The organism is Pseudarthrobacter sp. TAF60_1, from assembly GCF_052113505.1.
Classification (GTDB): Bacteria; Actinomycetota; Actinomycetes; order Actinomycetales; family Micrococcaceae; genus Arthrobacter.
The window spans coordinates 1-358 of record NZ_JBFRDI010000069.1 but is presented as its reverse complement, the minus strand read 5'-3'; the positions used below and the strand labels follow the sequence as shown (position 1 = coordinate 358).

The following is a 358-nucleotide window of genomic DNA, read 5'->3' as shown; positions in this document are numbered from 1 at the left end:
GGAAGGCCGTTTGCCTGACGCCGTCGTCGCCTGCGTCGGGGGCGGCAGCAACGCCATCGGCATGTTCCACCCGTTCCTCGGCGACGAGAGCGTGAAGATCTACGGCGTGGAAGCCTCTGGCCACGGCCTGGACACCGACAAGCACGCCGCCTCGCTGACCGGCGGGCGTCCGGGCGTGCTGCACGGCAACCGCACCTATCTGCTGCAGGACGACGACGGCCAGATCCTCGACGCCCACTCGATCAGCGCCGGCCTCGACTATCCGGGCATCGGTCCGGAGCACTCGTTCCTGCACGACATCGGCCGGGCCCAGTACCTGACCTGCACCGACGACGAGGCGCTGAAGGCCTTCCAGCTG

1 pseudogene is annotated in these 358 nt (G+C 69.0%); it reads left to right on the top strand.

Annotated elements, in window-relative coordinates:
- A pseudogene (locus AB4Y73_RS20510) lies at positions 1–358 on the top strand (tryptophan synthase subunit beta); the annotation flags it as partial.